Source organism: Methylobacterium sp. D53M (assembly GCF_053345625.1).
The window spans coordinates 22,256-43,056 of the sequence record NZ_JBKFAL010000022.1; the positions used below are offsets into that span (position 1 = coordinate 22,256).

Genomic DNA, 20,801 nt, shown 5'->3' on the forward strand with positions numbered 1-20,801 from the left:
CGGCCCGCCGGCATCCGACGCGGCCCCGCCGCCGGGGGCTGGCGCCGTCCCGGCGGTTGCGGAACAATCGCGCGTGATCCAGACCCCGCGCACGACGCCGGACGCGCCGGCCCCGTCCCGGCGGATGATGCGCCAGTACGAGCTCGTCGAGCGGGTCAAGCGCTACAACCCGGCCGCCGACGAGGCGCTGCTCAACCGCGCCTACGTGTACGCCATGCAGGCGCACGGCACGCAGAAGCGCGCCTCGGGCGACCCGTTCTTCGCCCACCCCCTCGAGGTGGCGGCGATCCTCACGGACCTCCACCTCGACGACGCCACCATCGTGGCCGCGGTGCTGCACGACACCGTCGAGGACACCGAGGCGACGCTCGAGGAGATCCGCCGGCTGTTCGGGCCGGAGATCGGCGCCCTGGTCGACGGTCTGACCAAGCTCAAGCGCCTCGACCTCGTCTCCAAGCAGGCCGCGCAGGGCGAGAACTTCCGCAAGCTGCTGCTCGCGGTCGCGGCGGATGTCCGCGTGCTGCTGGTCAAGCTCGCCGACCGCCTGCACAACATGCGGACCCTCCAGCACATGCGCGACGACAAGCGTCGCCGCATCGCGCAGGAGACGCTGGACATCTACGCGCCGCTCGCCGGCCGCATGGGCATGCAGGAGCTGCGCGAGGAGCTGGAGGATCTAGCCTTCCGCAACCTGGAGCCGGAGGTCTACGCCACCATCACCCAGCGCCTGACGCGGCTCTCCGCCAAGTCCGAGACCGTCGTCGAGACCATCGCGCAGGTGCTCACCGAGAAGCTCGGCGCGCAGGGGATCACCGCCGAGGTCAGCGGCCGGCAGAAGCGCCCGTTCTCGATCTGGTCGAAGATGGAGCGCAAGTCCGTCGCCTTCGAGCAGCTCTCCGACATCTTCGGCTTCCGCGTGGTCGTCGACACCGTGCAGGATTGCTACGCGGCGCTCGGCATCGTCCACACCAGCTGGCCGATGGTTCCGGGCCGGTACAAGGACTACGTCTCGACCCCGAAGCAGAACGATTACCGCTCGATCCACACCACGGTGATCGGGCCGAAGAGCCAGCGCGTCGAGCTGCAGATCCGCACCCGCGCCATGGACGACATCGCCGAGTACGGCATCGCCGCGCATGCCCACTACAAGGAGATCGGCACCGAGCTGGTCAAGGACCCGGCCCGCGCCGAGGGCAGCGTGCATCCGCGGCTCGCCGCGGAGAGCGGCGCCTACCAGTGGCTGCGCCGGACCATCGAGCTCCTCGCCGAGGGCGACAGCCCCGAGGAGTTCCTGGAGCACACCAAGCTGGAGCTGTTCCAAGACCAAGTGTTCTGCTTCACCCCGAAGGGCCGGCTGATCGCCCTGCCGCGCGGCGCGACGCCGATCGACTTCGCCTACGCGGTCCACACCGACGTCGGCAACACCGCGGTGGGCGCCAAGATCAACGGCCGGATGGCGCCGCTGCTGCACGAACTCGCCAACGGCGACGAGGTCGAGATCAGCCGCTCCGACGGGGCCTCGCCCCCGGCGGCCTGGGAATCCCTCGTGGTGACCGGCAAGGCCCGCGCGGCGATCCGGCGGGCGACCCGCACCGCCGTGCGGCGGCAATATGCCGGCCTCGGACGGCAGATCCTGGACCGGGCCTTCGAGCGCGCCGCCAAGACCTTCTCGGAGGACAAGCTCCGGGGCGCCCTGCCGCGGCTCGCCCGCGCGACGACCGAGGACGTGTTCGCCGCCGTGGGGCGGGGCGAGATGTTCTCGGGCGACGTCGTCCGCGCCGTCTATCCCGACCACCGCGACGAGCGCCGGCCCTCCGCCGCGCAGGGCGCCGCCAGCGGCGCCGGCCGGCTCGTGCGCTCCTCCGACCAGACCATGCGGCTGACCTTCCCGGGCGCCGAGGGCGGCAAGGAGGGCGGCAAGGAGGGGGAGGACGCGGATCGCAGCGACGCCATCCCGATCCGCGGCCTCGCGGGCGACCTGCCGGTCACCTTCGCGCCGAACGGCGGCGCGGTCCCGGGCGACCGGATCGTCGGCATCCTGACCCCCGGCGTCGGCGTGACGGTCTACCCGATCCAGTCGGCGGCACTCGCGGCCTTCGACAACGAGCCGGAGCGCTGGCTCGACGTCCGCTGGGACACGGAGGCGCTCGGCGGCGAGCGCTTCCCCGCCCGGCTGGCGCTCAAGTCGATCAACGAGCCCGGGGTGTTCGCCCAGATCGCCCAGGTGATCGCCGACCACGACGGCAACATCGACAACATCTCGATGAAGCGGCGAACCCAGGACTTCACCGACATCACCATCGACCTGTCGGTCTGGGATCTCCAGCATCTCAACGCGATCATCGCCGAACTGCGCGGCAAGCGCCCGGTCAACAGCGTGGAGCGCGTGAACGGCTGAGGCCGAGGGTCGCGGGGCGCGGCGCGCGGCGCGCGGCGCGCGGCGCATCTGAGGTTTACAGGATCAACTTACGTAAACCACCGTTTTCACGACGAAGCCCTGTCGTGGTCAATTAATCCGCCCCGAGAGTTCAGCTTTTCACGACCGCACAATCCCGTGCTCTGCTTGACACGGACCCGTTTGAAACGAATGGTCCGGCGGACGGGGCGTCGGTGGCGCGGGTCATCGACCGCGCCGGTCCACCCCGGTTTGCAGAGCGCGGCGGCCGCGATCGCGGCGCACCGTCCCGGCCACGCGCCCCGGCCTTTCGCCCCGGGCGAACCCTGACCGATTGTTCAGACGATTTCCTGTCACCCACGATTTTTCGGGACCTGACCTGTTCATGCCAGTCACCCAGCGCAGCGCCATCTTCATCGACGGCGCCAACCTCTACGCCACCACCAAGGCCCTCGGTTTCGACATCGACTACAAGAAGCTGCTCAAGGAATTTCAGTCGCGGGAGAACCTCCTGCGGGCATTCTACTACACGGCCATGATCGAGGATCAGGAATACTCCTCGATCCGGCCGCTGATCGACTGGCTCGACTACAACGGCTACCGCGTCGTGACCAAGCCCGTGAAGGAGTTCACGGACTCGATGGGGCGGCGGAAGTACAAGGGCAACATGGACATCGAGCTGGCGATCGACGCCCTCGAGCTCAGCCCGCACATCGACCACATGATCCTGTTCTCCGGCGACGGCGATTTCCGCTCGCTCGTCGAGGCGATGCAGCGGCGCGGCGTGAAGGTGACGGTAATCTCCACGATCCAGACCCAGCCGGCGATGATCTCCGACGAGTTGCGGCGGCAGGCCGACGAGTTCGTCGACCTCGCGAGCCTCGCGGGCCGGATCGGGCGCGAGCCCGGCGAGCGCCCGGCGCGGGCCTCCGGCGAGGCGCCGACCCGCTACCGCGGGGAGGGAAGGGCCAATCCGGGCCTGGAGAACCGCTACGGCATCCGCCAGCCGGAGGCCGAGGAGGAGTAGCGCCTCAGGCGCCGGCCCCGTCGAGCCAGTCGAGGACCTGCCGGGCGCTCCGGTCCGGCGGGAAGACCGGGTAGAACAGCTCGCTCACGACGCCGTCGTCGATCACCAGGGTGAGGCGGCGCAGCAGCACCTGGTCGCCGGCCTCGAAGGTGGGCAGGCGCGCCGCCATCGCGAGGGCCCGGTGCGGATCGGACAGCAGCGAGAAGGACAGGCGCAGGCGCTCGGCCGCCTCCCGCTGGTAGGCGCTCGTCTGGGTCGAGAGGCCGAAGACCTGGGCGACGCCCCGGGCCGTCAGCGCGGCGTGGTGATCGCGGAAATCGCAGGCCTGCGGCGTGCAGCCCCGGGCGCCGGGGATCGCGTCCCAGTCGGGCGTCAGGCCCGGCCGGCCCGGCTCGCCGGTGCGCGGGTAGGCGTAGGCCACGGTGCGGCCCGGCAGCCGCGCCAGCGAGACCGTGCGGCCGTCCGTGGCGGTGAGCGACACGTCGGGCAGGCGCATCCCGCGCAGGTGATCGGCCGCGCCGTCGTCGACGGGGACCGGCAGGTCGTCGGGCAGGGTATCGTGGGGGGAGGGCATGGGTCGCTCCGCAGGATCGCAGGCTCGGGACGCCGCACCGGCTAATCCGGGATCTTGTGACATCGCGCGGTCAGCGCAAGGCGAGCGCATCACGGCCTGCGCGCCCCCCTGTCGGAACGATCGTCTTTGCGAGCGGAGCGAAGCAATCCAGGAGCGCCGCGTCTTCAGACGTCGCGCTGCCCTGGGTCACTTCGCTGCGCTCGCGATGACGGCCCGGCCTCAGCCCCGGTCGCGCAGCAGCCGCGCCCGGTCGCGCTGCCAGTCGCGCTCCTTGACCGCCTCGCGCTTGTCGTGGGCCTGCTTGCCCTTGCCGAGCCCGAGCTCGACCTTCGCCCGTCCCTTGTCGTTGAAGTAGATCTTCAGCGGCACCACCGTGTAGCCCTGGCGCTGCGTGGCGCCGATCAGCTTGTTGATCTGGCGGCGGTGCAGCAGCAGGCGGCGCGGGCGCTTGGTGTCGTGGTTGAAGCGGTTCGCCTCCAGGTATTCCGGGATGTAGGCGTTGAACAGCATCAGGTCGTTGCCGGAGGGTCCGGCATAGGCCTCGCCGATCGTCGCCTTGCCGCCGCGCAGGGATTTCACCTCGGTGCCGGTCAGCGCGATGCCGGCCTCGAGCGTGTCCTCGATCGTGTAGTGATAGCGCGCGGCGCGGTTGTCGGCGACGATGCGCCGACTGGGCTCCGGTTTCGGGGCCATGATGCGTGACTTCCCTCAGTCGACCAGCAGGCCGGCGTGGCGCAGGGCGTCGTCGACGATGCGCTTGGTGGGCTCGGTCACCGGCACCAGCGGCAGGCGCAGCTCGTCGGTCATGTGGCCGAGCCGCGACAGCGCGTACTTCACCGGCGCCGGGTTGGCCTCGGCGAACAGGCCGGTCTGCAGGGGGAACAGCCTGTCCTGGAGGGTCAGCGCCCTGGCGTAGTCGCCCGCGAGCGTCGCCTCCTGCAGGTCGGCGCAGAGGCGCGGGGCGACGTTCGCCACCACCGAGATGCAGCCGTGGCCGCCGTGGGCGTTGTAGCCGAGCGCCGTCGCATCTTCGCCCGAAAGCTGGACGAAGCTCGCGCCCATGGCCTGACGCTGCTGGCTGACGCGATCGATCTTGGCGGTCGCGTCCTTCACGCCGGCGATGTTCTTCAGCTCGAAGAGCCGGGCCATCGTCTCGACGCTCATGTCGACGACGGAGCGCGGCGGGATGTTGTAGATGATGATCGGGATGCCGACCGCGTCGTTGACGGCCTTGAAGTGGGCGTAGAGGCCCGCCTGCGTCGGCTTGTTGTAGTACGGCGTCACCACGAGGACGGCGTCGGCGCCCGCGCGCTCGGCGTGCTGCGCCCGCTCGACCGCCTCGGCGGTGGAGTTGGAGCCCGCGCCCGCCACGACCGGCACGCGCCCGCCCGCCTCGTCGATGCAGGCCTCGACCACCCGGTCGTGCTCGGAATGGGTCAGGGTCGGGCTCTCGCCGGTGGTGCCGGTGGGCACGAGGCCGTGGCTGCCCTGCTCGATCTGCCAGCGCACGAACTTCCGGAAGGCGGCCTCGTCGAAGGCCCCGTCGCGGAAGGGCGTCACAAGCGCGGTGAGCGAGCCCCGCAGGCGGCTCCCGGTCATCTCGGTCATCTCAGGCGTCCCAAAGGGTCCCAGCTGGGATTTCGGCGGTCTCGGCGCCGCGCGTGGTCCGCATCGTACGGGCACGGACCGGCAGACATAGGCGGTCGCGTCACGGCGCGCAAACAGATCGTGGGGACGGTTAACGCGATCTTAATGGTCACGGCCCGATCCTCGACCTTTCCCGCTCCGGTGATCAGTAGGGGGGAATCGTGATCCGACCCGCGGCCTCGCATCCGGCCCCGAAGCGCACGTCCCTCACCGCCGCCGCGCTCGTCGCCACCGTCGGCGTGGCGCTCGCCGGCCCGGCCGGCCAAGCCGGCCAAGCCGGCCAAGCCGGCATCGACGCGCCCACGACGCCGCCGGCCACGCAGCCAGCGACACAGCCCGCGCCGCCGGCGAGCGACGCTGCCCTCTCGACCGCCCAGGTCCGGGGCGCGCAGGCCGTGAAGGCGAGCGACCCTGTCGCGGCCGACGCCCTGAAGCTCGACCCGGTCCACGCCTCGAGCGGCGACGACAAGGGCGAGGAGCCCGCCCGGACGCTGCCGGCCGCGGCCTCGGCCTACGCCTCCGCTGACCCCGACGCCCCGGTGGCCTTCCCGCTGCCGGACGCCGCGGTCACCCCGGCGGCCCCGGTGCCCGAGGTGCCGGATCCCGCGCGCCCGAAGATCTCCGGCGACACCGACCCGACGCTGCTGCGCGGCGCCATCGACCTCTACCGCAAGGGCCGGGTCGCCGACGGCGACCGGATGCGCGACGGCTTCACCGACCCGGCCGCGAAGGCGCTTCTCGAGTGGGTGGCGATCCGCGCGGGCGCCGGGATCGGCTTCAACCGCACCGTGGCCTTCGTCCGGGCCAATCCGGACTGGCCGGCCGGCCCGCTGCTGCGCCGCCGGGCCGAGGAGGCGCTGCTCTCCGAGAAGAAGGCGCCCGCGACGGTCCGGGCCTACTTCGCCACGGCGAAGCCGGTGAGCGCGCCGGGCAAGTTCGCCTTGGCGCTGGCCCTGCGCGCCGACGGCTGCGACGCCGACGCCGCCGAGATGGTCCGAGACCTCTGGCGCACCGAGAGCTTCGGGCGGAGCCTGGAAGCGAAGGTGCTCGACGCCTTCCCGGACGCGCTGACCCGGGTCGACCACCGCTACCGGATGGAGCGGGCGCTCCTGAAGGACGACTGGGAGAGCGCCGGCCGGGCCGCCGGCTACGCGGGCGGCGCCTATGCCAGCCTCGTGCGCGCCCGCCGGGCCGTGGAGGACAAGTCCTCCGGCGCCGCGGCCGCGCTCGCCGCGGTGCCGCCGTCGCTGCGCAGCGACGCGTCCTACATCTTCTCCCGGGCGCAGTATTTCCGCCGGGCCGACAAGCCCGAGGCGGCCGCCGCCGTGCTCGCGACGGCGCCGAGCAACCCGGACGTGCTGGTCGACGGCGACGAGTGGTGGATCGAGCGCCGGATCGTGGCGCGCAAGCTCCTCGACCTCGGCGATGCCAAGACCGCCTACGCGGTGGCGAGCCAGCCGGCGGCGCGCTCGCCCGAGAAGCGCATCGAGGCCGAGTTCCACGCCGGCTGGATCGCGCTCCGCTTCGCCGGCGATCCCGCCGCCGCCGCGCAGCATTTCGCCCGGGTGGCGGCGATCGCCGAGAGCCCGATCTCGGTGGCGCGGGCCGCCTACTGGCAGGGACGGGCGGCCGAGGCGCTCGGCCAGTCGGAGGAGGCGAAGCGCTTCTACGAGCGCGCCGCCCTGCAGCCGATCGCCTATTACGGCCAGGTGGCCCGGGCCCGGCTCGGCCAGACCAGCCTGCCCCTGCGGGCGCCGGCCGACCTCGAGGGCGCGGAGCGCCAGGCCTTCGACGGGCGGCTCTCCATCCGCGCCCTGCGCCTCCTCGGCGAGGCCGGGATCAAGGAGCTGGCCCTGCCGCTCTACATCGACGCCGCCCGGGACCTCTCGGACCCGCGCGAGCTCCAGGCGCTCGGCGACCTCGCCACCGACATGAAGGACGCCCGCGCCCTGGTGGCGATCGGCAAGCTCGCGGTCCAGCGCGGCCTGCCGCTCGACGCCCACGCCTACCCGACGATCGGCATTCCCACCTACGAGACCTTCACGGCAGTCCCGCAGGTCGAGCGGGCCATGGTCTACGCCATCGCCCGCCAGGAGAGCCAGTTCGACCCGCGCGCCCAGTCGGGCGTCGGCGCCAGGGGGCTGATGCAGATGATGCCGGCCACCGCCCAGCGCACCGCCCGCCGGGTCTCGACCGCCTTCGACGTCGACCGCCTGACCAGCGACCCCGCCTACTGCGCGAGGCTCGGCCAAGCCCATCTCGGCGAGCTGATGGAGGATTGGCGCGGCTCCTACGTGCTCGCCTTCGCCTCCTACAACGCGGGCGGCGGCAACGTGAAGAAGTGGATCGACGCCTACGGCGACCCGCGCAAGGGCGACGTCGACGTGATCGACTGGGTGGAGCGCATCCCCTTCACGGAGACGCGCAACTACGTGCAGCGGGTCATGGAGAACCTGCAGGTCTACCGCTCGCGGCTCGACAGCCGCAGCGCCCTGCTGATCGAGGGCGACCTCCACCGCGGCGCGCGGTAGCGGGCTCCTCACCGTCTTTGCGAGCGGAGCGAAGCAACCCAGTCGCGCCAGACCGCCGGACGTCGTGTTGCCCTAGGTCGCTTCGCTCCGCTCGCAGAGACGAAGTTCTCGATCTGCGGCCTGCCGCCGGGACGTAACCCACACCCCAGCTCCGCCGCGGCATAGCTTTTGGTTGTGCCCTCGCTGCCTCGCTCCCTAGAAGATGGGCCGGTCCGCATTGACCGGCTCCCGAGAGCCCGCGCTGCCGAGAGGTTCCCATGCTGCGTTCGAGATCGGGTTTCGCCCTCCTGCTGAGCACCGCGCTCGCGGCCGCCGCCCCGGCCCTGGCCCAGGAGGCCTCCACCGCCGAGCAGACGATCGACGTGATGAACACGCTGTTCGGCAAGCATCCGGGCGCCCGGGCCAACCACGCCAAGGGCGTGGTCGCCGAGGGCAGCTTCACCCCGTCGCCCGAGGCGGCGAAGATCAGCAAGGCCTCCCTGTTCCAGGGGCCGGCGGTGCCGGTGACGATCCGGTTCTCGGACGCCACCGGTGTCCCGACCATCCCGGACGGCGCGGCCGACGCCAACCCGCACGGCCTCGCGCTCAAGTTCAAGCTGAGCGACGGCTCCGAGATGGACGTCGTCACGAACTCGCTGAAGTACTTCCCGGTCGCCACGGGCGAGGAGTTCCGCGACCTCCTGAAGGCCGCCGCCGAGAGCGGCCCGAAGGCGGCCCATCCGACCGCGCTGGAGCGCTTCGCCGCCGCCCACCCGGCCGCCGCCACCGCGGGCGGGACCGCCAGGACCCCGTCGAGCCTCGCCCGGCAGACCTATAACGGCGTCAACGCCTTCATCCTGGTGGACGCGGCCGGCAAGCGGCAGCCGTTCCGGTTCCGCTTCGTGCCGGTGGAGGGCGAGGAGATCCTCCCGCCCGAGGAGGCGGCCAAGCGCGATCCGAACTTCCTGATGGCCGAGATCGGCCCGCGGGTCGCCAAGACTCCGGCGAGGTTCCGGATGCTGGCCCAACTCGCCGAGCCGGGTGACCCGACCAACGACGCCACCAAGCCCTGGCCGGACGAGCGGAAGACGGTCGATCTCGGCACCGTGACGGTGAGCAAGGTCGTGCCCGACAGCGCCGAGGCCGAGAAGGCGCTGCTGTTCATGCCCAACAACCTGACCGACGGGATCGAGGTCTCGGACGACCCGCTGATCGACGCCCGCGTCCAGGCCTACGCGGTCTCGTTCAGCCGCCGCTCGCAGTAGCGCGGCCCGGCCGGACGGAGTCTCCGACCCGTCGCCTCATCCCGCGGTGCCGGAGCGGATCAGCGGCCCGTCCCGGCCTTCGGGGCGGAGGTCGGCTTCGCGCCGCCCGGCTGCCCCTTGCTCTCGACCGAGCCCGTGCGGGCGCCGTCCCGGGTGGCGCCGGTGCCGCTGAGACCGCCCGCGCCCATGCTGGTCGTGGGCGCGCCGGCATCCTGGCCGGCCTTGCCCCGGCCCTCGGCGGCGTGAACGGTCCCCGTCGCGCCGGCGAGGAGGACGACGAGCAGCGTCGTACGGGTCAGGATCCTCATGGGGCCTCCGCGGGTCCACCGCCGCCCGGGCGGGCTCTCCGGTCCAACCGGGCGCGCCCGGGAGCGTTCCCGTGAGGACGGGGCGTCACCCGGCGGCGCGCAGGCCCGCGGCGGCGCGGCGGCCCCGCCGCTCGGCGGGATCCTGGAACACCCCCGACCACAGGCCGAGGCGGCGCCCCCAGGCGCGGTCCGCCGCGGGCGCGTAGTCCGGCGCGAGGTCCCGGTCGGGCAGGGCGAGGCCCTGCGCCACCATCCAGGCCCCGAGATCCGCCTCGCCGACCCGGCAGAGCGCCGCGCCCGCCTCGCCCCGCGGCTCGCAGGTGACGGCCGCCCCGCCGATCCGGTCGGCGAGCGCCCGGGCGGCGTCGCGGCCGCACGGGTAGGGCCGGTCCCCGGCGTCCGCGCAGGTCGCGTCGGCCTCCGGCACGGCGATCCCGAACAGGCTCACCGGCCGCCCGCCGACGCGCAGCGTCCCGCCGTCGATCACCTGGGCGGGGCCGCGCAGGATCTCGCCGGCCCGCGCGGGGCCGTGCCAGGACAGGCCGCCGATCAGGAGCGCGGCGAGGAGCGGCAGGCGCGAGCGGCCGCCCCTGTCGTCCGGGCAGAGGAGGGTGCCGGCGAGGCCGGCCGCGCAGGCAAGGAGGATACCGACGTAGAGCGACATGGTCTCAGGTCTCCGGAAGGGCTATGGCGGCCCTTGTGCCGAAGCCCCGCCCCGCGACCCTGACGCCGGCTGTCAGCGTCCCGTCAGGCGGCGCGGCCTAGCCTGCGCCCGCATGAGCCCGTTCCCGCCCCGCCGCCTCGTTCTCGCCCTCGGCCTGCTGGCCGCCCTCGCGGGCGGGCCCCTGCACGCCTCCGAGGATGCCGACCGGGCCCGCCGGGCGCTGGAGAGCGGCGAGATCCGCCCCCTCGACGCGGTGCTGGCGGCGGCCCGGGCGGCGGTGCCGGGGGACGTCGTGTCGGTCGACCTCAAGCGCGATGACGGGCACTGGCTGTACAAGCTGCGCATCCTCGGGCCCGACGGGAAGCGCCGGACCGTAAAGGTCGATGCCGGCACGCTGAAGATCCTGGACGAGGACGACGATGATTGAGGAGGCCGGCCCGTGCGCGTCCTGATCGTCGAGGACGAGCCGCGCATCGCGGCGGACATCCGGCAGGGGCTGGAGAGGGCCGGCTACGTCGCCGACGTGGTGGCGGACGGCGAGGCGGCGTGGTTCCGCGCCGAGACCGAGCCTTATGACGCCATGGTGCTGGATCTCGGCCTGCCGCGCCTCGACGGGCTCGGCGTGCTGCGCCGCCTGCGCGCGGCCGACATCGCCCTGCCGGTCCTGATCCTCACCGCCCGCGACGGCTGGCGCGAGCGCGTCGAGGGCATCGACGCCGGCGCCGACGACTACCTCGCCAAGCCGTTCCGCATGGAGGAGCTGGTCGCGCGGCTCCGGGCGATCCTGCGGCGCACCGCCGGCCACGCCGCGCCGGTGCTGCGCGCCGGCACGGTCGAGCTCGACACCCGCACCCGCGCGGTCAGCGTCGACGGCAGGCCCACGGAGCTGACCGCCCTGGAATACCGGCTGCTGGCCTTCCTGCTGCACCGGCCGGGGCAGGTCGTGCCGGCGGGCGAGCTGCTCGACCACCTCCACGGCGTCGGGACCGAGCGCGAGGCCAACGCCCTGGAGGCGCTCCTGACGCGCCTGCGCCGCAAGATCGGGCCCAGGGTGATCGAGACCCGCCGCGGCCAGGGCTACCTGATCGCCGGACCGGACGGGCCGTGAGGCGCGACTCCCTCCGCCTGCGGCTCGGCCTCGCGGCGGCCGCGCTGATCGCGCTGGCGCTGGTGCTCGCCGGGATCAGCCTCACGGTGATCCTCGACCGGGTGCTCGACGCCCGCACCGTCGCGGATCTGGACCGGACCGCCAAGCTCATCGCCGGCCGGGTGGGCCTCGCGCCGGACGGGACGCCGACCCTGTCCCGGGACCTGCCGGACCCGCGCTTCGCCACGCCCTACGGCGGCCTGTACTGGCAGGTCGAGGCGGGATCGCGCGCGCTGCGCTCGCGCTCCCTCTGGGACAGGAGCCTCGACCTGGGACCGGCCGGGGCGGGCGCGCAGGCCCCCGCCACCCGCGACACGACCGGGCCCGACGGCGGCCGGCTCATCGCGGTGGTGCGGCCGCTGCAGATCGGCGCGCCGGGCGCCGAGACCGCGCTGCGGGTCGCGGTGGCGGAGGACCGGCGCGGCCTCGCGGCGAGCCGGACCACCTTCCTGCGCCTGCTCGTCCCGGCGCTCGTCGCCCTGTTCGTCGTCCTGACCCTGGCGATGGGCCTGTTCGTGCACCGGGCGCTCGGCCCGTTCCGGGTGCTGCAGGCGGAGCTCCTGGCGGTCCATACCGGGCGGCGGGCGCGGCTGCCGGAGCAGTTCCCCGACGAGGTCCGGCCGCTGGTCACCGATCTCAACCGGCTGCTCGACGCGCAGGAGCGCGCCCTGGTCCGCGCCCGCGACGCCGCCGCCGACATGGCCCACGGCCTCAAGACGCCGCTGGCGGTGCTGGACGCCCTGGCGCGCCGGACCGGGCCGGCCGACCCGGCGCTGGCGGCCGAGATCGCCGAGCAGGCGCGGGCCATGGGCGGGCAGGTGGAGCGGGCGCTGGCCCGGGCGCGGGTCGCGGCCGCGGGCGACCTGCGGCGGCGGTCCTGCCCGGTCGCCCCGGTGGCGGAGCGCCTCGTCGCGACCCTGCGGCGGCTGCCGGAGGGCGGGTCCCTCGACTGGGCCGTGGCGGTGCCCGGGACCCTCGCCTATCCGGGCGAGGAGGGCGAGCTGATGGAGGTGCTGGGCAACCTCCTCGACAATGCCCGGAAGTGGGCGCACCGGCGGGTCCGGATCACCGGGACGGTCGCCGGCCAGCCGGGCCTCACCGTCGAGGATGACGGCCCCGGCATGAGCGCCGCGGCCATCGCGGGAATCGGGCGCGGCCAGCGCTGGGACGAGAGCCGGCCGGGCACCGGGTTCGGCATCGCCATCGCCCGCGACGTCGCCGAGGCCGCCGGCGCCCGGCTCGATTTCGGCCGCTCGGCGCTGGGCGGCCTGCGGGCGGAGCTGCGCTGGCCGGGCGGGTAGGGGCACCGGCGCCGCTGACGGGCGCGACCTGCCCCCTCTCCCATTCGGGAGAGGGTTGGGGTGAGGGACGAGAACGCCCGGAATCGAGCACGTGATCGATGCGCCGGCAGGGCGCGCCGCTCACCGCCCCGGCCTCGCACCCGCGCCCGCCCGGCTCAGCCGCATCAGCCGCGCGCTCAGGGCGCGGGCGCAGGCCGCGGTGCCGCGGCCCTCGGTGGCGATCGTCAGGTCCGGTCGCTCCGGCGCCTCGTAGGGCGCCGAGATGCCGGTGAAGCCCGGGATGCGGCCGGCGCGGGCCAGCCGGTAGAGGCCCTTCGGGTCCCGGGCCTCGCACAGGCCCAGCGGCGTGTCGACGAACACCTCCAGGAACGGGATGTCGCCGGCGATCCGGCGCGCCAGCGCCCGGTCGGCCCGGTAGGGCGAGATCAGCGAGACGATCACCACCGTCCCTGCCTCGGCCATCAGCCGCGCCACCTCGGCGGTGCGCCGGACGTTCTCGGCGCGGTCCTCCGGCGAGAAGGCGAGGTCGGCGTTGAGCCCGTGGCGCAGGTTGTCGCCGTCGAGGACCGCGCTGTGCCGGCCGCCCGCGACCAGGGTCCGGTCGGCCTCCGCCGCCAGCGTCGACTTCCCCGCCCCCGACAGGCCGGTCAGCCACGCGATCACCGGCACCTGGCCGAGGCGCGCCCAGCGCGCCTCCCGCGCCTGGAGGGGGTGCCAGGTCACGGGGCCCGGAGGGAGGCCGGCCGGAACCGTCTGCGGGATCTTCTGCACGACGCACATATCCACCGCCTGGTCCACCGCCTGGTCACACGCCTGGGGCGGCGTCCGCGCGGGCGGCCGCCGGTTCTCGGACATCGACACGCGCGGGCCCCTACGGCACGCGCCAGACCGGGTAGCCGACGGCCTCGCCGAGGCGCTCCCGGCACTCCTCCAGGATATGGGCCGTCCGCCGCCGCCACGCGGGCGGGGACCGGAAGGCGGCCCGCGCCGCCGCCGCCCGCACCAGCGCCTCGACCGCGGCCTCCGTCTCGGGCGCGACCGGCCCGGCGGCGAGCTCGTTCGGCGGGGCGGCGGGCGCGGCCGCGATCACCGCGTCCCAGCTCTGCCCCCAGCAGGCGGCGGCGAAGCGCGCGTTCCCGGCCGCGTAGCGCGCCGCGACGCGGGCCAGCCCCTCCGGGGCGTCGCCGCGGAACCGCTCCGCGTCGAGCCCCCGCGCCCAGGCCCAGTCGTCGAGGACGTGGCCGAGCAGCCGGCGATGCCCGGTCACCTGCCGGTGCACGCCGAGCCGGTACAGGCGGCGCGACGCCTCGACCGCGACCGGCCCGGAACTCCGGTTGGTGCGGTAGGCGAGGTCGGCCGGGCCGAGGAGCGGCGCGAGGCGCTCGCCCAGCCCGAGCCCGTCGACCAGCCGCGCCAGCAGCGGCGCGTCGGACCGCCGGTCGCGGTACGGCAGGGCGGTGACGCGCCCCGCGGCGGCGCGGCGCCAGGGCTCGAGCCGGTCCGCGTAGTCGTAGCGCCGGGACCCGCCCTCGGAGCGCAGGAAGCCGCGGAACGTGCGGCCCTCGGCGACGACCTGCGCCCGCAGGGCGTAGGCCGAGGCCAGCTGCTCGGCCTGCGGCTTGACCACGAGCGCCGCCTCCAGGGCGAAGCCGCGGCGCGCGAACAGGTCGGACAGGATCTCGGGAACGCGCCAGAACGGGCGCTGGACGGAGAAGTCCTCGTAGGAGAGCAGGACCGTGTCGGCCGGCGTGGCGGCCAGGATCGCGTCGAGCCGCGCGAGGGCCTCGCGGCGCTCCGCGGCGCCGCGGCGCCGGTCCAGCGCCTGGCCGAGCCGGTAGTGGTTGACGTCGTCGCTGCCGGGGGCGCCCGGCGGGGCGAGGTTCGGGTAGCAGATCCCGGCCGCGGCGAGGCGGGGGCGCAGGCGGGCCAGCACCTCCTGGAACGCGGTGGAGCCGGTTCGGGGCATCCCGATGTGAACGATCGCGCGGCGCACGTGTCCTGTCGACCCTGCTGGAATTCGCGGTTGCGGCAAGTCTTCCGCGCAGCCGGGCACAGTCCACGACCCCTCGTGGACGCGCACGTCTCGGGATGAACGCCGGACGAATCCGTAATCACGGTCCGATCACGGGAACGCGACCAGAAATAGCCAAGCTCCGTTTCTGCTCTATTTCAGACGGATTGCGGAATCGCCGGGCCGGGGCGCCGCGGGTGCGCCCGGGAGAGACAGCGCCGCGCGGCGACCCTGGAGCGCCGGACAACAGCGGCGCGATGCTGGGGCCGCTTCCGATCGTGTTGCAACGGTCGGGAAGGACGACGACCCCGGTCGAGACATCCGCGCCACGCCCCCTCTCCCGTGCGGGAGAGGGTTGCGGTGAGGGACAAGACGCTTCGAGGTCGAGCGAGCCATCACGGCGCGACGGGGGTGTGCCTCGTCCGGACGGAGCTGATCCCTCACCCTGTCCCTCTCCCGCACGGGAGAGGGGACCCGCGCCTCGTCCGGCACGGGCTCGACGCGCCACCGCCTCGCCTTGCTCGGGAGCGGTTCTAGGGCCCGGCATCCTCGCGCCGGAGCAGGAACACGCCCTGCGCGCCGAACAGGTTCCAGACCCACCAGGGCATGGAGAACCGCATCGGCCGGCCGCGGGCGTCCAGCGCCGTGGCGTGCTCGATCCGCGCGCCGATCAGGCGGCACAGGCCGACGAAGTCGCGGATCGTGCAGTGGTGGATGTTGGGGGTCTCCCACCACGCGTCCGGCATGATCTCGGTGACCGGCATCCGCCCGCGGAAGGCCAGCTCGGAGCGCACCCGCCAGTGCCCGAAATTCGGGAACGAGATGATCACCTGCCGGCCGATGCGCAGCAGGTGCTCCAGCACCACCCGGGGATTGCGGGTCGCCTGGATGGTCTGGGACAGGACCACGACGTCGAAGGCGCCGTCCGGGTAGTTGGCGAGGTCGGTGTCGGCGTCGCCCTGGATCACCGACAGGCCCCGGGCGAGGCAGGCGTTCACGCCCTCGCGGGACAGCTCGATCCCGCGCCCGTCGATGCCACGGCGGTCGCGCAGCAGCGCCAGCAGCGAGCCGTCGCCGCAGCCGATGTCGAGCACCCGGGCGCCGGCCGGGACGAGGCCGAGCACGACGAGGTGGTCGACGCGGGCGCCGCCGCCCTCGGCCGCGTGGGGCAGGGCGTCCGCGCCCTCCCAGGGGGCGCCGTGGCGGACCTTGCCCGAGGCGATCTTGCCCAGGGGCAGCTTGCCGAAGGTCATCTTGCCGGGCCCGCCGCTCGCCATCCGCGTCACAGCCCGCGCGCCCGGGCGGCGGCGTCGATGAAGCCGCGGGCCGCGGAGAACATCGCCGGCTCGTCGAGCAGGAAGGCGTCGTGGCCCTTGTCGCTCTCGACCTCCACGAAGGCCACCGGCGCCGCGGCGGCGTTGAGCGCGTGGACGATTGCCCGGGAGTCGCGGGTCGGGAACAGCCAGTCCGAGGTGAACGAGATCACGCAGAAGCGGGTCTTGGTGCCTCGGAAGGCGTTGGCGAGCACGCCGCCGTGGTCCTCCGCGAGGTCGAAATAGTCCATCGCCCGGGTCAGGTAGAGGTAGGCGTTGGCGTCGAACCGCTCGACGAAGCTCAGGCCCTGGTGGCGCAGGTAGCTCTCGATCTGGAAATCGGCGTTGAACGAGAAGGTCGGCGCCGTGCCGCCCTGGAAGCGCCGGCCGAACTTCCGGTGCAGCGCCGGCTCGGACAGGTAGGTGATGTGCGCGCCCATCCGGGCGACGCCGAGCCCCTTGGCGGGCCGGGTGCCGGCCTCGAGGTAGCGCCCGTCCGCCCAGGCGGGGTCGGCCATGATCGCCTGTCGGCCGACCTCGTGGAAGGCGATGTTCTGCGCCGAGTGGCGGGCGCCGGTGGCGATCGGCATCGCGGCGAAGACGCGCTCGGGATAGAGCGCCGCCCATTGCAGCACCTGCATCCCGCCCATCGAGCCGCCGATGCACAGGAACAGGTCCCGGATGCCGAGATGCTCCAGCAGCATCAGTTGGGCCCGGACCATGTCGCGGATCGTCACCAGCGGGAAGTTCAGCCCGTAGGGCCGCCCCGTCGCCGGGTCGATCGAGGCCGGGCCGGTGGAGCCCATGCACGAGCCGATGACGTTCGAGCAGACGACGAAGTAGCGGTCCGTGTCGATCGGCTTGCCGGGGCCGACCAGCGTCTCCCACCAGCCGGGCTTGCCGGTCACCGGGTGGGTGTGGGCGAAGTACTGGTCGCCGGTGAGCGCGTGGCAGATCAGGACCGCGTTCGAGCGCGCGGCATTGAGCGTGCCGGCGGTCTGGTAGGCGATCTGGAAGGGCGCGAGCTCGACGCCCGCGTCGGTGAGCAGGGGCGTGTCGGCGGCGAAGCGCGCCACCGGGCTCCGCGGGTCGAGCGCCTGCGAGCGCTCGGACGCGCGCCGGGCCGGCTCGTCGATCGGGTCGGGCCGCAGGGCCGTGTCCGTTTGGGTGTCCATGGCGGGTCTTGACGACCGTGTATCGGTTCGGATCCGAACCGGGAGAGCACGGGATCGCCTGACGCGCCGCACTCGCCCGACGCGGCCAGCCCCGCCGAGGTAATGCGCGGGGGGCCGAGCGTCAACGCGGGCGGGCCGGACGGTCAGGCCCGGCCGGGTCGCTCACGCGATCGGGGCGGCCATCACGGCGAGCCCCAGGGCGGGCAGGCCGAGCGCGAGGGCGGCCCGGGCATCCAGACGGTCCGCACGGACGCCCGCCCGCCAGTGCCGGCTCGCCGCGCTCTCGATCAGCATGCCGGTGAGCACGAGACCGCAGCCGATCAGGGCCTGCATCGAAACCATGGGAACCTCGCCCGGACAGCCGCGCGACCGGGGGCGCCGCGCGTCTCGGCGCGCCCCCGGTTGCCGCTGGGAAAGTCCGTCCGGTGTCTGACGGTTCCTCGCCGACGCCTCAGCCGGCGCCTCAGCCGGCGCTTCAGCGCATGGCGGCCGCGCAGGCCGCGAAGACCAGGGCGGCGCCGGCGGCCGTGATGCAGCCGTTGGCCCAGGGCGCCGCCTCGGCGCGCCGCAGGCGGCAATCCGCGGCGACCGAAACGAGGATCCCGATCAGGAAGAGGCTGCAGGGGATCAGGTCACCGGGCATCGTCGATCCATCCAGGGGTTGCGGGTCGGGGCACGCCCGACGCGCCCCTGTTCTCCCGGTTCAACAGGCCGAAACGTGGCGAGTGCCCCGCGGCATTTGCGCGTCGCCGATTTGCCGCGGCGCCCCGGATGGATCGCGCTGGTTGAAGTCTGCCGATGAAGTCCCGCCGATCAGGTCCTGGCCGAGGCCGGCCGGGTGTCGAAATCCTCCGGGCCCAGATCGAGGAGGTCGTTGGGGGTCTCGGTGCGGTCGTAGGCCTGGCTCGCCGCGGCCTCGATCACCGCCTGATTGCGGGCGAACAGCTCCAGGGGGGCGAGGTCGGCGCCGCCGAACTGCTGGCGCAGCACGGGAACCGGGACCTCGACCGCGATCACCCGCTGGCCGTTCGTCATGGCGAAGCGGATCAGCGAGTCGTCGGCGGGGAGGATGTGGGCGCCGCCGTCCAGGTAGCGTTCGAGGGGCATGCAGGGATCCTTCGTGTTGGGCGCCTGTCGGCGGAGCGCCGGCATACAGGCACGACTCCGTGGGGCCGGACAAGTCGCCCCGGCACGGTCGGGCCGGCCCCTCCGGGCGCGGCCCCGGGTTCACCGGCCGAGGAAATGCTGTAGACGGGCGCGGAACCGACCGAACCCCGCGCATCCCGAGTCGCACCGCTATGTCCGCCCCCCGACCCGCCCGTCCGGAACCACGTCCCGGCGTCCTGGCGATCGACACCTACGTGCCCGGCAAGAGCGGGCGGCCCGGGGGCGGCAAGGTCTACAAGCTGTCCTCCAACGAGACGCCCCTCGGCCCGAGCCCGGCGGCGCTGGCCGCCCTCCACGCGGCGACCGCCAAGCTCGAGACCTACCCGGACGGGCGCGCGACCGTCCTGCGCACCGCCATCGCCCGGCGCTACGGGCTCGATCCCGAGCGGATCGTCTGCGGCGCGGGCTCGGACGAGCTCCTGTCGCTGCTGGCCTACGCGTATGGCGGGCCGGGCACCGAGGGGATCTACTCGGAGCACGGATTCCTCGTCTACCGGATCGCCATCCTGGCCTCGGGCGGCGAGCCCGTGGTCGCGCCCGAGCGCGACCTCACCGTCGACGTCGACGCGATCCTGGCCCGGGTCACCGACCGGACCCGGATCGTCTACGTCACGAACCCCAACAACCCGACCGGCACCTACCTGCCCTTCGACGAGATCCGCCGCCTCCACGCCGGCCTGCCGCCGCACGTGCTGCTGGTGATCGATGGCGCCTACGCCGAGTACGTCCGCGCGAACGACTACTCGGCCGGGCTCGAGCTGGCCCTCGAGGCCGAGAACGTCGTGATGACCCGCACCTTCTCGAAGATCCACGGCCTCGCCTCCGTGCGGATCGGCTGGATGGTCGCGCCGGCGCACGTGGCGGACGCGGTCAACCGGATCCGGGGCCCGTTCAACGTCTCGGGCCCGGCGATCGCCGCGGGCTCGGCCGCCATCGCCGACGAGGCGCACATGGCCGCCGCCGCCGCCCACAATGCCGAGTGGCTGCCGAAGCTCACCGAGGGCGCCCGCGCGCTCGGCCTGGAGGTCACGCCGAGCGTCGCGAACTTCCTGCTGATCCACTTCCCCGACGCGCCGGGCCGCTCGGCGGAGGACGCGGACGCGTTCCTGACCGAGCGCGGCCTCATCACCCGGCGGGTCACCGCCTACGGCCTGCCCAACGCCCTGCGGGTGACGGTCGCCGGGGCCGAGGCGAACGAAGCCTTCCTGGCCGCGCTCGGCGAGTTCGTGCGGGGCCGGCATGGCTGAGACGTCCGTGGCCGGGGCGCCCGGGACCGAGGCGCCCGCTATCGGCCGCCTCGCCATCGTCGGCCTCGGGCTGATCGGCTCCTCGATCGCCCGGGCGGCGCGCCGCTACGGCCTCGCCCGGACCATCGTGGCGGTGGACCGCGACGCGGCCGTGCGCGCCCGGGTGCGCGAGCTCGGCATCGCCGACGTCGTCACGGGCGACCCGGCGGAGGGCGCCGCCGGCACCGACCTCGCCATCCTGTGCGTGCCGGTGGGCGCGATCGGGGCGGCGGCGGCCGAGATGGCGCCGCATCTCAAGCCCGGCGCGATCGTGTCGGATGTCGGCTCGGTGAAGGGCGCCGTGGTGGCGGCGGTCCGGCCGCACCTGCCCGAGGGCGTCGCGCTGGTCCCCGGGCACCCGATCGCCGGGACCGAGTTCTCGGGGCCGGACGCGGGCTTCGCGACCCTGTTCCAGGGCCGCTGGTGCATCCTGACCCCGCCCGAGGGCACCGATCCGGCGGCGATCGAGACCGTCCGCGCCCTGTGGGCGGGGATGGGCGCCGACGTCGAGACGATGAGCGCCGAGCACCACGACCACGTGCTCGCCATCACCAGCCACCTGCCGCACCTGATCGCCTACAACATCGTGGGCACCGCGGCCGACCTCGAGGCGGCGACGCAGTCCGAGGTGATCAAGTTCTCGGCGAGCGGGTTCCGCGACTTCACCCGCATCGCGGCGTCGGACCCGACCATGTGGCGGGACATCTTCCTCAACAACCGCGAGGCGGTGCTGGAGATGCTCGGCCGGTTCAACGAGGACCTGTCGGCGCTCGCCAAGGCGGTGCGCTGGGGCGACGGCGACGCGCTCCACGCGATGTTCACCCGCACCCGGGCGATCCGGCGCAGCATCGTGGCGCAGGGCCAGGAGACCGCGGCACCGGATTTCGGCCGGCCGCGTCCGCCGGAAGAATAGGGAAGGCGGCGGACCGACCCTCACACGGACTAGGTCCCTCAGCGCCGTCTTTGCGAGCGCAGCGAAGCAATCCAGGGGGCTCTACGCTGTGGGGGATG

The 20,801-nt window shown here is 73.7% G+C and carries 21 protein-coding genes; 9 read left to right on the forward strand and 12 right to left on the reverse strand.

Going from position 1 to position 20,801, the window contains the following annotated elements:
• Window positions 1-124 precede the first annotated feature (124 nt).
• Both ACLBYG_RS24360 and ACLBYG_RS24365 read left to right on the forward strand, forming a co-directional pair.
• Window positions 125-2,398 carry a RelA/SpoT family protein gene (locus ACLBYG_RS24360; RefSeq protein WP_091682570.1) on the forward strand — a complete coding sequence of 758 codons (2,274 nt, stop codon included), beginning with the start codon at window positions 125-127 and terminating at the stop codon, window positions 2,396-2,398.
• Between the two features lie 382 nt (window positions 2,399-2,780).
• Window positions 2,781-3,422, forward strand: a complete 642-nt coding sequence (locus ACLBYG_RS24365) for a LabA-like NYN domain-containing protein (RefSeq protein ID WP_020095206.1) — start codon at window positions 2,781-2,783, stop codon at window positions 3,420-3,422.
• A 4-nt stretch (window positions 3,423-3,426) separates the two neighbouring features.
• Here the strand turns inward: ACLBYG_RS24365 and ACLBYG_RS24370 are convergent, their stop codons facing one another.
• From ACLBYG_RS24370 to dapA, 3 genes are all read right to left on the reverse strand, one after another.
• Window positions 3,427-3,996: a peroxiredoxin gene (locus tag ACLBYG_RS24370; RefSeq protein WP_447683178.1), complete on the reverse strand. Its 570-nt coding sequence runs from the start codon at window positions 3,994-3,996 to the stop codon at window positions 3,427-3,429.
• A gap of 219 nt (window positions 3,997-4,215) precedes the next feature.
• Window positions 4,216-4,689: an SsrA-binding protein SmpB gene (gene smpB, locus ACLBYG_RS24375; RefSeq protein WP_020095208.1), complete on the reverse strand. Its 474-nt coding sequence runs from the start codon at window positions 4,687-4,689 to the stop codon at window positions 4,216-4,218.
• Between the two features lie 15 nt (window positions 4,690-4,704).
• Window positions 4,705-5,604, reverse strand: a complete 900-nt coding sequence (gene dapA, locus ACLBYG_RS24380; protein WP_056523905.1) for a 4-hydroxy-tetrahydrodipicolinate synthase — start codon at window positions 5,602-5,604, stop codon at window positions 4,705-4,707.
• Between the two features lie 200 nt (window positions 5,605-5,804).
• On the opposite strand from dapA, the gene ACLBYG_RS24385 reads away from it, so the two are divergent.
• Window positions 5,805-8,174: a transglycosylase SLT domain-containing protein gene (locus ACLBYG_RS24385; RefSeq protein ID WP_447683179.1), complete on the forward strand. Its 2,370-nt coding sequence runs from the start codon at window positions 5,805-5,807 to the stop codon at window positions 8,172-8,174.
• A gap of 257 nt (window positions 8,175-8,431) precedes the next feature.
• Window positions 8,432-9,418, forward strand: a complete 987-nt coding sequence (locus ACLBYG_RS24390) for a catalase family peroxidase (protein WP_447683180.1) — start codon at window positions 8,432-8,434, stop codon at window positions 9,416-9,418.
• Window positions 9,419-9,477: 59 nt separating this feature from the next.
• On the opposite strand, the gene ACLBYG_RS24395 is transcribed toward ACLBYG_RS24390, so the two are convergent.
• Both ACLBYG_RS24395 and ACLBYG_RS24400 read right to left on the reverse strand, forming a co-directional pair.
• Complete coding sequence (locus tag ACLBYG_RS24395; protein WP_447683181.1) at window positions 9,478-9,726, reverse strand: hypothetical protein; 249 nt, start codon at window positions 9,724-9,726, stop codon at window positions 9,478-9,480.
• 85 nt (window positions 9,727-9,811) lie between these two features.
• On the reverse strand, window positions 9,812-10,390 hold the full coding sequence (locus ACLBYG_RS24400) for a thermonuclease family protein (RefSeq protein ID WP_447683182.1): 579 nt from the start codon (window positions 10,388-10,390) through the stop codon (window positions 9,812-9,814).
• Between the two features lie 112 nt (window positions 10,391-10,502).
• On the opposite strand from ACLBYG_RS24400, the gene ACLBYG_RS24405 reads away from it, so the two are divergent.
• From ACLBYG_RS24405 to ACLBYG_RS24415, 3 genes are read left to right on the forward strand one after another with little or no spacing between them, the layout of a single operon-like run.
• Window positions 10,503-10,817 carry a PepSY domain-containing protein gene (locus ACLBYG_RS24405; protein ID WP_091980259.1) on the forward strand — a complete coding sequence of 105 codons (315 nt, stop codon included), beginning with the start codon at window positions 10,503-10,505 and terminating at the stop codon, window positions 10,815-10,817.
• Between the two features lie 12 nt (window positions 10,818-10,829).
• The gene (locus ACLBYG_RS24410) at window positions 10,830-11,498 is read left to right on the forward strand and encodes a response regulator transcription factor (protein WP_447683183.1); all 669 of its coding nucleotides are present in this window, start codon (window positions 10,830-10,832) and stop codon (window positions 11,496-11,498) included.
• Complete coding sequence (locus ACLBYG_RS24415) at window positions 11,495-12,838, forward strand: ATP-binding protein (RefSeq protein ID WP_447683184.1); 1,344 nt, start codon at window positions 11,495-11,497, stop codon at window positions 12,836-12,838. The genes ACLBYG_RS24410 and ACLBYG_RS24415 overlap by 4 nt, the downstream gene beginning before the upstream one ends.
• A gap of 120 nt (window positions 12,839-12,958) precedes the next feature.
• Here the strand turns inward: ACLBYG_RS24415 and cysC are convergent, their stop codons facing one another.
• The 7 genes from cysC to ACLBYG_RS24450 form a co-directional block, all read right to left on the reverse strand.
• On the reverse strand, window positions 12,959-13,618 hold the full coding sequence (cysC, locus tag ACLBYG_RS24420) for an adenylyl-sulfate kinase (RefSeq protein ID WP_427508100.1): 660 nt from the start codon (window positions 13,616-13,618) through the stop codon (window positions 12,959-12,961).
• Between the two features lie 91 nt (window positions 13,619-13,709).
• Window positions 13,710-14,831 (reverse strand): hypothetical protein, encoded by a 1,122-nt coding sequence (locus ACLBYG_RS24425; protein ID WP_165923119.1) that lies wholly within the window; start codon window positions 14,829-14,831, stop codon window positions 13,710-13,712.
• A gap of 551 nt (window positions 14,832-15,382) precedes the next feature.
• Window positions 15,383-16,102, reverse strand: coding sequence for a methionine biosynthesis protein MetW (gene metW / locus ACLBYG_RS24430; RefSeq protein ID WP_447683217.1), 720 nt, complete (start codon window positions 16,100-16,102; stop codon window positions 15,383-15,385).
• 29 nt (window positions 16,103-16,131) lie between these two features.
• The gene (gene metX / locus ACLBYG_RS24435) at window positions 16,132-17,337 is read right to left on the reverse strand and encodes a homoserine O-acetyltransferase MetX (protein ID WP_331292567.1); all 1,206 of its coding nucleotides are present in this window, start codon (window positions 17,335-17,337) and stop codon (window positions 16,132-16,134) included.
• A gap of 162 nt (window positions 17,338-17,499) precedes the next feature.
• Complete coding sequence (locus ACLBYG_RS24440) at window positions 17,500-17,679, reverse strand: hypothetical protein (protein ID WP_091682522.1); 180 nt, start codon at window positions 17,677-17,679, stop codon at window positions 17,500-17,502.
• 133 nt (window positions 17,680-17,812) lie between these two features.
• Entirely contained in the window at window positions 17,813-17,980 is a 168-nt protein-coding gene (locus ACLBYG_RS24445) for a hypothetical protein (protein ID WP_020095222.1), read from the reverse strand.
• A 170-nt stretch (window positions 17,981-18,150) separates the two neighbouring features.
• Window positions 18,151-18,444 carry a hypothetical protein gene (locus ACLBYG_RS24450; RefSeq protein ID WP_056523934.1) on the reverse strand — a complete coding sequence of 98 codons (294 nt, stop codon included), beginning with the start codon at window positions 18,442-18,444 and terminating at the stop codon, window positions 18,151-18,153.
• A 191-nt stretch (window positions 18,445-18,635) separates the two neighbouring features.
• Here ACLBYG_RS24450 and ACLBYG_RS24455 point away from each other — a divergent pair, with 191 nt between their 5' ends.
• Window positions 18,636-19,751, forward strand: coding sequence for a pyridoxal phosphate-dependent aminotransferase (locus ACLBYG_RS24455; protein WP_447683185.1), 1,116 nt, complete (start codon window positions 18,636-18,638; stop codon window positions 19,749-19,751).
• The gene (locus ACLBYG_RS24460) at window positions 19,744-20,703 is read left to right on the forward strand and encodes a prephenate/arogenate dehydrogenase family protein (RefSeq protein WP_447683186.1); all 960 of its coding nucleotides are present in this window, start codon (window positions 19,744-19,746) and stop codon (window positions 20,701-20,703) included. Before ACLBYG_RS24455 ends, ACLBYG_RS24460 begins: the two co-directional genes overlap by 8 nt.
• Window positions 20,704-20,801: the final 98 nt, after the last annotated feature.

Coding starts and splice junctions, on each gene's coding strand:
- ACLBYG_RS24360 (WP_091682570.1), top strand. CDS start 125: ATGATGCGCCAGTACGAGCTCGTCGAGCGGGTCAAGCGCTACAACCCG.
- ACLBYG_RS24365 (WP_020095206.1), top strand. CDS start 2,781: ATGCCAGTCACCCAGCGCAGCGCCATCTTCATCGACGGCGCCAACCTC.
- ACLBYG_RS24370 (WP_447683178.1), bottom strand. CDS start 3,996: ATGCCCTCCCCCCACGATACCCTGCCCGACGACCTGCCGGTCCCCGTC.
- smpB (WP_020095208.1), bottom strand. CDS start 4,689: ATGGCCCCGAAACCGGAGCCCAGTCGGCGCATCGTCGCCGACAACCGC.
- dapA (WP_056523905.1), bottom strand. CDS start 5,604: ATGACCGAGATGACCGGGAGCCGCCTGCGGGGCTCGCTCACCGCGCTT.
- ACLBYG_RS24390 (WP_447683180.1), top strand. CDS start 8,432: ATGCTGCGTTCGAGATCGGGTTTCGCCCTCCTGCTGAGCACCGCGCTC.
- ACLBYG_RS24395 (WP_447683181.1), bottom strand. CDS start 9,726: ATGAGGATCCTGACCCGTACGACGCTGCTCGTCGTCCTCCTCGCCGGC.
- ACLBYG_RS24400 (WP_447683182.1), bottom strand. CDS start 10,390: ATGTCGCTCTACGTCGGTATCCTCCTTGCCTGCGCGGCCGGCCTCGCC.
- ACLBYG_RS24405 (WP_091980259.1), top strand. CDS start 10,503: ATGAGCCCGTTCCCGCCCCGCCGCCTCGTTCTCGCCCTCGGCCTGCTG.
- cysC (WP_427508100.1), bottom strand. CDS start 13,618: ATGTGCGTCGTGCAGAAGATCCCGCAGACGGTTCCGGCCGGCCTCCCT.
- metW (WP_447683217.1), bottom strand. CDS start 16,102: ATGACCTTCGGCAAGCTGCCCCTGGGCAAGATCGCCTCGGGCAAGGTC.
- metX (WP_331292567.1), bottom strand. CDS start 17,337: ATGGACACCCAAACGGACACGGCCCTGCGGCCCGACCCGATCGACGAG.
- ACLBYG_RS24440 (WP_091682522.1), bottom strand. CDS start 17,679: ATGGTTTCGATGCAGGCCCTGATCGGCTGCGGTCTCGTGCTCACCGGC.
- ACLBYG_RS24445 (WP_020095222.1), bottom strand. CDS start 17,980: ATGCCCGGTGACCTGATCCCCTGCAGCCTCTTCCTGATCGGGATCCTC.
- ACLBYG_RS24450 (WP_056523934.1), bottom strand. CDS start 18,444: ATGCCCCTCGAACGCTACCTGGACGGCGGCGCCCACATCCTCCCCGCC.
- ACLBYG_RS24455 (WP_447683185.1), top strand. CDS start 18,636: ATGTCCGCCCCCCGACCCGCCCGTCCGGAACCACGTCCCGGCGTCCTG.
- ACLBYG_RS24460 (WP_447683186.1), top strand. CDS start 19,744: ATGGCTGAGACGTCCGTGGCCGGGGCGCCCGGGACCGAGGCGCCCGCT.